The sequence below is a fragment of the Halomonas sp. BC04 genome (assembly GCF_000568385.1).
In genome coordinates this window covers 22,303-28,404 of the sequence record NZ_AZQX01000143.1, presented here as the reverse complement: position 1 = coordinate 28,404, position 6,102 = coordinate 22,303, and the positions used below count along the sequence as shown (strand labels likewise).

Here is a 6,102-nt window from a genome sequence, read left to right as displayed (position 1 = left end):
GTGGCACTTGTTGCGCTCGCCCAGACCCACCAGCATCAGGCGGTCGGCGCCCAGGCCTGGGGCAAATGGCACCAGCTGGACGCTGCCCGGCTTGGCATCGAAGTCTCCGCGCTCGATCAGCTGCCCGATCAACCGCTCGCTGGCATCGTCGAGCTTGGCGGCGGTGGGCAGCAGGTCGCCGTCCTTGAACACCGGTACCACGAGGCAGGCCGTTTCAGCCTTGGCGGGATTAGCCGTCTGAACTGGGAATTCCATTGTGACTCCACAAGACAAGCGAAGGGGGATTCTGGATAATGCCGGCACGGCTCCAGGCCATTGCCGAGTCACCCCAGTGTACTCAAGGCATGGCGCCATTGCATGGAAGACGGCTGCATGATCATTTTTCGTTACCTGACCCGCGAGATTCTACTGACGATGGCCGCGGTTGCCGGTGTCCTGCTGCTGGTCATCATGGGTAGCCGCTTTATCCGCTATTTTGCCGATGCGGCGGAGGGAGACATTCCCGCCAGCATTCTTGGCAACCTCATGCTGTTCCATCTGCCGGGTTTTCTCGAGCTGATCCTGCCGCTGGCGTTCTTTCTCGGCATACTGCTCGCTTATGGGCAGCTCTACCTGAACAGCGAGATCACCGTGCTGGTCGCTTGCGGTACCAGCCCTGCGCGGCTGCTGCAGGTCAGCCTGGTACCGGCGACCCTGGTCGCGGTGCTGGTGGGGTTGTGCAGCCTGTGGCTGACCCCTGCCGGTGCGCTGCACAATGCCGTGATGCTGGAGGATCAGCGCAGCAGGCTGGACTTTACCGCCCTGGCACCGGGCCGCTTCCAGGACTTCGGCGGCGGACGTACCGCCTATACCGAGTCCTTCAGCGACGATGGCAGCCGCATGCAGGAGGTCTTTATCAGCGAGAGCCAGCGCAGGCGAGACGGCACGCCCGAGCGTGCCGTGACACGGGCGGCAAGCGGCTACCAGACAGTGGACGAGGAGACCGGCAGCCGGTTCCTGGTGCTGGCCGACGGCGAGCGCTACAGCGTCGACCCGGGGCGGTTCGAGGCCGAGCGCCTGGAGTTCGAGATCTATGCCGTGCGGCTGGCGCTGGGTGGCGACCGACGTGAGCTGGCGTCGCCCGATTACGCCACTACCAGGGAACTGGTGAGCGATGATTCCAACCAGGCCAAGGCACAGCTGCAGTGGCGGCTCTCCCTGCCGGCGATGGTCTTCATCCTGACCTTGATGGCGATGCCGCTGTCCCGGGTCAATCCGCGCCAGGGACGCTTCGCCAAGCTGTTGCCGGCCATTTTCCTGCATGTCTGTTACCTGAGCCTGCTGCTGGCGGCACTGGATGCCATCGGGCGTGGCTCGTTGCCAGCGGCGATAGGCATGTGGCCCATTCACGCCGCCTTCCTGGCCCTCGGCCTGGGCATGATGGTGCGTGCCCAGAAGAAGGGGATGCGCTGATGGTAACGGATCGTCTCGATCGCTATATTGCGCGCAATGTGCTGGGCGCCATCCTCGTGGTCCAGGTGGTGCTGCTGGGCCTTGACCTGGTGATTTCCTACATCAATGACCTGGACGATGTAGAAGGCAACTATGGCGCCTTCCAGGTTCTCCTCTACTTGATCATGCGACTGCCCTGGCGTTTCTATCAATACGCCCCGGTTGGGGTGTTGATCGGTGCCCTTATCGGCCTGGGCAGCATGGCATCGAGCAACGAGCTGACGGTGATGCGTGCCGCGGGCCGCTCACTGACCCGGATACTCTGGGGCGTCATGAAACCGATCATCCTGGTGGTGGCGGTAGTATTGATCGTGGCCGAGTACGTCAGCCCGCGCACCGAGCAGTTCGCCAGCGCCTGGCGGCTGGAGCAGATGCAGGGCGAGGGCGCCGTGGTGATGCAGCGCGGCGGCTGGCAGCGTGAGGGTGACAGCGTCTATCGCTTCGGCGCCATTCGCGCCGACGATACCGTGGTCGACCTGACCCGCTACCGCTTCGAGGGCCATGAGCTGCGCGAGGCCACCGTGGCCGAGCGTGCCGTGTGGCATGATGGTGCCTGGGTGCTCCAGGACGTGGCGACGACCCGCTTCGAGGCGGGGCGCACCGAGGCCGAACACCTGGATGAGCAGGCTGGGAGACCAGTCTGACGCCGGCCCAGCTCAACCGGCTGCTGCGCCCCATCAACAGCCAGGCGCCCAGTGAGCTCTGGGCCTATGCCCGTTTCCTTCAGAACCAGGGGTTGCAGGCCACGCAGCCACTGCTCTATTTCTGGCAGAAGATGCTGATGCCGCTGACCATGGCGTCGCTGGTGCTGGTGGCAGCCTCCTTCGTCTTCGGTCCCCTGCGCACCGTTGCCGCCGGGACGCGGGTCTTCTACGGCGTGGTGACCGGGCTCTGCTTCAAGTATCTGCAGGATCTGCTGGCGCCTGCGTCCACGGTATTCGGCTTTTCGCCGATATGGGCGGTACTGGCACCAACTGATCAGTGCAGCTCTGGGGTTCTATTTCCTGCGACGAACGGGCTAGGAGTCTATGCGACGACGTTTCGAACAACTCGATGAGGTGTGGCCGGCCGGCCTGGGCAAACGGCTGGGTGCCATGGTGTATGACGGGCTGCTGGTGCTGGCCATCTGGATCGGTATTACCACCGCTCACCTGGCCTGGGTTCGGCTGGTGCTGGAGCTGCCACCTGAGGCAGTGGGGGACGGCCTGGGCCAGGTGCTCTCCCTGCGGCTGGCTCTGGTGTTGAGTGCCTACGCCTTCTTTGCCTTCTTCTGGACACGCGGCGGCATGACCCTGGGGATGCAGGCCTGGCGATTGCGCGTGCAGACTGACGACGGGTTTTCCATTACCTGGACCCAGAGCCTCGTCCGCTTCCTGGTGGCCTGGGTGTCGCTGGCGGCCTTTGGCCTTGGCTACCTGTGGATCCTCTTCGACGAGCAGAAGCGCAGCTGGTCCGATATCGCTTCCGGAACCCGGGTGGTGGTGGTGCCCAAGTCCACCTGAATCCCGCTATCGTGGGCCTGGATATGATATCGGTCAAAAAATGCACGATTTCCACTTGCGATAGCCTATGCGAATCATTTACATTGCACCTATGGGCTATCAAAGAGGTGATGGGAATGTACGTATGCATTTGCAAGGGCGTATCTGACCACAAGATCCGCGCCACCGTCGAAGACGGGGCTCGGAGCTGGCGCGAGGTGCAGGGCGAGACCGGCTGCGCGACCCAGTGTGGCAAGTGTGCCACTGTAGCCAAGGCCATCACCAGTGATGCCATTCGGTCGGAAATGACGGCTTCGGCAGCCGATCTGGCCTATGCCGTCTAGTCCGAACATTCCCGTGTAGAGCGCCATCGCTTCCGGCTTCGATGCCAATCGCTATCATTATTGTTGACCTTTCTCCAAGCTCTTGTCGCTGTTGGACTTTTTAGTCATTGTGGCTAATACTGACTAGTCCCCGAATCCTGACGAGACTGGAGAAGTGTGATGAAAGGCGATGCCAAGGTTATCGAATACCTCAACAAGGCTCTGGGCAACGAGCTGGTGGCCATCAACCAGTATTTCCTGCATGCCAAGATGTACAAGGACTGGGGTCTCAAGGCGCTGGCCAAGTGGGAGTACGACGAGTCCATCGAGGAGATGAACCACGCCGACAAGCTGATCGAGCGCATCCTGTTTCTCGAGGGCCTACCCAACCTGCAGGATCTTGGCAAGCTGCACATCGGTGAAAATGTGCGTGAGATGCTCGAGAGCGACCTGAAGATCGAGCATGAGGCCGCCAGGACTACATCGACGCCATCGCTTACTGCGAGCAGGTCAAGGACTACGTGAGCCGCGACCTCTTCCGTCATATCCTCGCCGACGAGGAAGACCACATCGATCACATCGAGACCGAACTCGGCCTGATCGACAAGGTGGGCATCGAAAACTACCTGCTCAAGCAGATGCAGGAAGCCGGCGACGAGTAACCCGCCAGCCTTCGCCTGAAGCCTGCAATAGATCCACACCGCGCCCATGAGGCGCCGGTGGCGTTTATGGCCTCCGTGACACTTGGCAACCTCCGGCAATGATCTACGCTGGTGCATGTGGGTGTGCAAATCGTTACATACCGCACCAGACTGTTGTACTTGCCGCCCGCTCCTGCCAGCGAGTGCGCTCACTGCAGGGGCCTTCGCCAGTACCAAGAATATTGGCAGGAAAACTGCATACAATAATCATAACCAGAACCCGCGAGGCAGCCTTGATGAATCATTACCTTACCCGCTCCACCAGCCTGCTGGTCGGTGCACTCGGCCTGACACTGGTCGGGGCGTCGCTGGCCCAGGCCGACGAGACCCGCATTCGTTTCCAGCTCGACTGGCGCTTCGAGGGCCCTTCCGCCCCCTTCCTGATGGCCGTGGAGCGCGGCTATTTCGCCGAGGAGGGCCTCAATGTCCAGATCGATTCCGGCAGCGGCTCTGCAGGCGCCATCAACCGGGTTGCCTCCGGCGCCTACGAGATGGGCTTCGGCGATCTCAACGCCCTGGTGGAGTTTCTTGCCGAGAATCCGGATGGACCAGGCATCCAGGGGGTCTATGTGGTGTATGACGGCAGCCCGGCCTCGGTCTTCGCACGCAAGGATCGCGACATCGAGTCTCCCGCGGACCTCGCCGGCAAGTCCATTGCCGCGCCGGCTTTCGATACCGGCTACCGGGCCTGGGGGATCTTCGCTGCGGCCAACGACCTCGATGCCGACGACGTCGAGTGGCAGAATGTCGATCCGACCCTGCGCGAAACCCTGCTGGTACGCGGCGATGTGGATGCGATCACCGGGTTCTACTTCACCAGCCTGCTCAATCTGGAAGGGCGAGGAATGGGTGAGGAGGAGCTCACCATCATGCCGTTCCCGGAGTACGGGGTGCCGCTCTATGGCAATGCGATCATCGCCAGCGAGGCCTTCTCCGAGGAGAATCCGGAAGCCGTCGAGGGCTTCCTGCGCGCCTTCAATCGCGCCCTCGAGGAGACCCTGGCCGACCCGGATGGCGCCATCGACTATGTCCACAACCGCGACTCGCTGATCGACCGGGAGATGGAGACACGGCGCCTCAGGCTTGCCATCGACAGCGTGATCGACACCGAGGATGCCCGTGCCAACGGAGCCGGTGCGGTGGACGAGGAGCGTCTGCGCAACGCCATTCAACTGGTGGCCGATGCCTATGAGCTGCCGTCGGTGCCCGACACAGAGCGTGTCTTTACCTCGCGCTTCCTGCCTCCCCAGGACGAACGGATGATCTTTGCCGATCGGGCGGAGTAGCGGCATGGCGGAAGCATCCCTGGAGCAACCCGCCGACGCACCCTTCGTCGCCTTCGATCAGGTGAGCCTGGCCTATGATGATTCGGGCAACGCCATCGAAGACATCTCGCTGACCATCGAGGAGGGGGAGTTCGTCGCCTTCGTTGGTCCCAGCGGCTGCGGCAAGTCGACCTTCATGAAGCTGTGTACCGGGCTGCACGGCCCCACCGCCGGCCAGGTGAGGGTCGATGGCGCGCCGGTGGGTGGTCCGCTGAAGATATCGGGCATGGCCTTCCAGAATGCCAATCTGCTGCCCTGGCGTACCACCCTGGACAACGTCCTGCTGCCGCTGGAGATCGTCAAGCCCTACCGCTCGCAATTCCGCAAGCGGCGGGCCGAGTTTGTCGGTTGGGCCCGGGACCTGCTGCGCACCGTGGGTCTAGAGGGCTACGAGGACCAGTTTCCCTGGCAGCTCTCCGGCGGCATGCAGCAGCGGGCGTCGATCTGCCGGGCGCTGATCCACCGCCCGCGGCTGCTGATGCTCGATGAGCCTTTCGCTGCCCTGGACGCCTTCACCCGCGAGGAGCTCTGGTGCGTGCTGCGCGACCTCTGGGAAGCCCAGCGCTTCACCGTGGTGCTGGTGACCCATGACCTCCGCGAGGCGGCCTTCCTGGCCGATACCGTCTACGTGATGAGCCGGAGGCCGGGCCGTATCATCGAGCGGCGCACCATCGATCTGCCACGCCCCCGTGAACTGGCGATCACCTATGAGGAGCCGTTCACCGGCCTGGTGCAGAGCCTGCGCAAGCAGATCGGCGAGATCCGCGGGACCTGATCGAGG

The 6,102-nt window shown here is 62.8% G+C and carries 6 protein-coding genes and 2 pseudogenes; 7 read left to right on the top strand and 1 reads right to left on the bottom strand.

What is annotated here, in order from left to right; genetic code table 11:
- On the bottom strand, positions 1 to 255 hold a 255-nt coding region (locus tag Q427_RS09965), incomplete at its 3' end, for a M17 family peptidase N-terminal domain-containing protein (RefSeq protein ID WP_043513455.1).
- Between the two features lie 117 nt (positions 256 to 372).
- On the opposite strand from Q427_RS09965, the gene lptF reads away from it, so the two are divergent.
- The 7 genes and pseudogenes from lptF to Q427_RS09930 all read left to right on the top strand — a co-directional run bounded on the left by lptF (position 373) and on the right by Q427_RS09930 (position 6,096).
- The gene (gene lptF / locus Q427_RS09960; protein WP_081785931.1) at positions 373 to 1,452 is read left to right on the top strand and encodes an LPS export ABC transporter permease LptF; all 1,080 of its coding nucleotides are present in this window, start codon (positions 373 to 375) and stop codon (positions 1,450 to 1,452) included.
- Positions 1,452 to 2,513: pseudogene (gene lptG / locus Q427_RS09955) on the top strand (LPS export ABC transporter permease LptG). The gene lptF and the pseudogene lptG overlap by 1 nt, the downstream one beginning before the upstream one ends.
- A gap of 6 nt (positions 2,514 to 2,519) precedes the next feature.
- Positions 2,520 to 2,993, top strand: a complete 474-nt coding sequence (locus Q427_RS09950; RefSeq protein ID WP_043513453.1) for an RDD family protein — start codon at positions 2,520 to 2,522, stop codon at positions 2,991 to 2,993.
- A 116-nt stretch (positions 2,994 to 3,109) separates the two neighbouring features.
- Positions 3,110 to 3,316: a (2Fe-2S)-binding protein gene (locus Q427_RS09945; RefSeq protein WP_043513451.1), complete on the top strand. Its 207-nt coding sequence runs from the start codon at positions 3,110 to 3,112 to the stop codon at positions 3,314 to 3,316.
- 159 nt (positions 3,317 to 3,475) lie between these two features.
- Positions 3,476 to 3,957 (top strand): annotated as a pseudogene (gene bfr, locus Q427_RS09940) (bacterioferritin).
- Positions 3,958 to 4,232: 275 nt separating this feature from the next.
- Positions 4,233 to 5,282 carry an ABC transporter substrate-binding protein gene (locus Q427_RS09935; protein ID WP_043513449.1) on the top strand — a complete coding sequence of 350 codons (1,050 nt, stop codon included), beginning with the start codon at positions 4,233 to 4,235 and terminating at the stop codon, positions 5,280 to 5,282.
- Positions 5,283 to 5,286: 4 nt separating this feature from the next.
- Positions 5,287 to 6,096, top strand: a complete 810-nt coding sequence (locus tag Q427_RS09930) for an ABC transporter ATP-binding protein (RefSeq protein WP_051496270.1) — start codon at positions 5,287 to 5,289, stop codon at positions 6,094 to 6,096.
- Positions 6,097 to 6,102 lie beyond the last annotated feature (6 nt).